Here is a 3,562-nt window from a genome sequence, read left to right on the forward strand (position 1 = left end):
GATCTATGCCAACTTCGGCGGCGCAAATCCGAATGCCGGGCTGGCTGAAGTGACTATGCGGAAATCGGTGTTCCGTCCCATCATCGATGGCGGCGTGAACTACATCACGCTGCGCGGCTTCACCATGTCGCATGCGGCGCCGAACTGGTCGCCGCCCAGCCCGAAAACATCGGATCAGGAAGGGCTGATTAGCACCTATCGCGGTACGCACTGGATTATTGAGAACAATATCATCTCGGACTCGCGGACGGTCGGCATTGTCAGCGGGTCATTACAGAACAACAATGGAGGAACCTACGACACGAGGGGCCATCACATTGTCCGCGGCAACATCATCCGGAACTGCGGTCAGTCCGGCATTTGCGGGCGCACCGGGTGGGCCGCGAGTCTGATCGAAGGCAATCTGATCGAGGAGATCAACCCGCTCATGGAATTCGGCGGATGGGAAACGGCCGGCATCAAGATTCACGCTTCAGCGGACTACACGATCAAGAATAACGTGATCCGCGGCGTGTATGGCAAAGGCAATGGGGTCCACCACGGTATCTGGATAGACTGGGCCAATCAGAACGTGAGAATCACGGGCAATATCATCTACAACACGGCTCAGGCGGCCCTGTATTTCGAAAAGAACATCGGCGGTCACCTCGTTGACAACAATGTGATTGTGGGCAAAGGAGTTAAAGAGCAGGCGCATCAGGTCCTGCTGGTCCATAATCTCATGATTGATGCCGGGACATTCTTTGGCCGAGACGGTCGCCAGGCTCAGTACTGGGAACCTCACACCTATACGCAAAAGGGCGTATGGACCATGGAGACGGGCGCCGACCGTTTTTACAACAACATCTATGTCGGCGTAGGGCCCGGCGGCAAACAGACTGAGCAACCCAAAGCCGCCGATTTCAACGTGTACTACAAAGGCGCCAAGAAGGCAGCCTTTGAAGGCACCCAGTCGCGCGTGGTTTCCGATTTTGATCCCGGCTTCACGTTGAAATCCCTGCCCGACGGCGCGGAGATCACCTTCGCAGTGGACCCCGGCTTCCCCGGTGTACCCGCGCCGATTGTCACCAGCGCCATGCTGGGCACGAACTTCCTGACGGGCATGGCGATGGAACACCCCGACGGAACCCCGATGGATGTGACCACAGACCTGTATGGCGCGACGCGCGGCACGAATCCGACACCCGGGCCGTTTGAGAAGCTGAACATCGGAACCAACACCTTCAGGCTCACCGTCGGCTTGGCATACAAAGGCGGAAGCACCCATGCACAAGGTAAGGTCGCCGAGGTAACGGAGTGAAGAAGGATGCTAGCGTGCCGCTGATGCAGGATCTGAGTGATGGTGCGTCGCTGATTGCCAGAACGTTCAGGCGGCTGAGCGCTCCCTTGGGACGGTTTGATTTCGACGGGAACTGGACACACCGCTATCACGAAATGGAAACGTTCGGATGGGATCAAGTCCAGGGCGGGGTGTCCCTCACGCATCACTCTGATGGGCTGCTCCGGCTCGAAAGTTTTCGCTTTTGCCCCGACGGGTACTGCTATTTCACGACCGCTGAGTTGCAGGGGGGAGGGGACTTGCTGCGTACGCCCACGTCTTGGATAGTCAGTTCCAAGGTGTCGCAGACGGTGGAGGGCGCACCCATCTTAAACTCTGGACTCACGAAACGCGTGGAGGTGAATGACGGGATGCTTTTGCTGGAGGAAGGGAACCGGCGGCGCACGATCGAGGCGCAGGGGCCCTGTTTCTGCAAGCGCGGCCTCCTCGACGTGGTCGGACGCCTCCGTCTGCTTGCGATGAACGAACTCCGTTTCACGCTGGTCGACGAGTACGACGAGATTTGCCCGAAGCAGACCCTACGGTTCTGCGGCACACGCAATGCAGAGACCCGTAGCGGTACGATAGAGGTTTCTTGCTACCAACACACCGGCATTGGCACGATTCCGGGGGTCTACTACGTCGATGCCGTGGGCCGAGTGCTGATCTGCATCTCCGGCATGGAGATGATGGTCCTGGCGAGCGTTGACGGCACGGAGACGGGGTATCTTCAATGATCAACGACACTCAAGGTGCTTGCAAAGCTGGTGGACAGGGGAAGCCCAACCTACTCATCGTCGTTTGCGATCAGATGAATCTCGACGCCATCAGCGCCTATCGCACCCATTTCGAGCACGGTTCGTGGCTGAGCCACTGGGTCAACACGCCGAATCTGGATGAGTTGGTTGCACACGGCGTGTCATTCACCGAATCCCACAGCACCAATCCCGTCTGCTGTCCGGCGCGGTCGAGCATCTTCACCGGCCGCTTTTCCCTGGAGACCGGTGTGGTCGTCAACGACGTCGGCATCGATAGAGCCGTGCCGAATATGGGGCAGTGGTTCGAGACGTACACCGACTACGACCGTGTCTATTGCGGGAAGTGGCATGCAGGCGGCCCCTGGGTGAACCCGACCGTCAGCGGTCCTCGCAAGATCCCCGGGTTCGATACGCTCCCCAATGGCCCCGACTGGTGGGGTCAACACATGGACTATGGCGTTTCGAGCAGCGTGGAGGCCTACATCCGCAACCACACGGACAGTAAGCCCTTTCTGGCCGTCGCCGGTTTTACGGATCCGCACGACATCTGCTATTGGACGCCGTCGCTCGACAGCGGCAGGGCGCGGGCGACCGACTTCTTCCAACTGGGCCAGGCGCTTCCCCCCCTGCCGCCCAATCAGAACTACGCGTTCGAGGAGCTATGGGGTGAGCGCATCCCCTTCAGCAACATGGAATGGCGCAACTATATCTATGATTACTGCCGCATGGTTGAGCGACTCGACCGGAACGTTGGTCGGCTGTTGCGGGCGGTCCGGGACGGCGGCGATAACACCATCCTCCTGTTCACTTCCGATCACGGCGATGGTCTCGGTCGTCACGCGAGGGTTCAGAAGTGGCATCCCTACGACGAATCGCTCAAGGTGCCGCTCATCGTCTACGGTCCGAAGTTCGGTATCCGCCGTCATCATCTCGACACGAGCAGCCTCGTGAGCGGTGTCGACGTGATGCCGACGGTGTGCGATTATGCCGGCATTCCCCCGCCGCCTCACTGTCGCGGCAGGAGTCTGCGGCCGTTGTTGGAAGGAGGGGCCACGGAGTGGCGCAAGAGCGTGTTTGTTGAGTTGCGGGAAGTCGGACGGGTGATCCGCAGCGAGCGCTACAAGTATGTCATGAGCTATGCGAGGTCAGCCCCGGAAGCGCGCGCACACATCAATGAGAGTTTTCTCACCCTTGACGATAAGCCTTCCATGTTTATCCCCGGCGAGGGGGAACGCCTGAAGCGTGTTGACAAGGCCATGCTCTTTGACATGCAGAACGACCCGTGGGAACTCCGGAATCTCGCATCGGACGGGACGTATCGAGCGATCATTGCCGAGCATGAATCGGCGTTGCGCGAGGTCGAAGCGTCACTCATCCCGGGCCGGCAATTCACCCGGCAATAATCCAACGTGAGGACCGTTTGAGAAACGGACTATCGGAAAGACTCCCTTTAGGCTTACCGTTGGCCAGACGAACAGGGATGGTG

The 3,562-nt window shown here is 59.1% G+C and carries 3 protein-coding genes; all 3 read left to right on the plus strand.

Going from position 1 to position 3,562, the window contains the following annotated elements; all coding sequences use genetic code 11:
• Window positions 1-1,300: right-handed parallel beta-helix repeat-containing protein (locus FJ222_12320; protein MBM4165207.1), on the plus strand; the 1,300-nt coding region annotated here is incomplete at its 5' end.
• A complete protein-coding gene (locus FJ222_12325; GenBank protein ID MBM4165208.1) occupies window positions 1,297-2,055 on the plus strand; it encodes a hypothetical protein in 759 nt (252 codons plus the stop codon). The genes FJ222_12320 and FJ222_12325, both read left to right, overlap by 4 nt.
• Window positions 2,052-3,479, plus strand: a complete 1,428-nt coding sequence (locus tag FJ222_12330) for a hypothetical protein (protein MBM4165209.1) — start codon at window positions 2,052-2,054, stop codon at window positions 3,477-3,479. Before FJ222_12325 ends, FJ222_12330 begins: the two co-directional genes overlap by 4 nt.
• Window positions 3,480-3,562: the final 83 nt, after the last annotated feature.

The sequence above is a fragment of the Lentisphaerota bacterium genome, from assembly GCA_016873675.1.
Lineage (GTDB): Bacteria > Verrucomicrobiota > Kiritimatiellia > RFP12 > JAAYNR01 > VGWG01.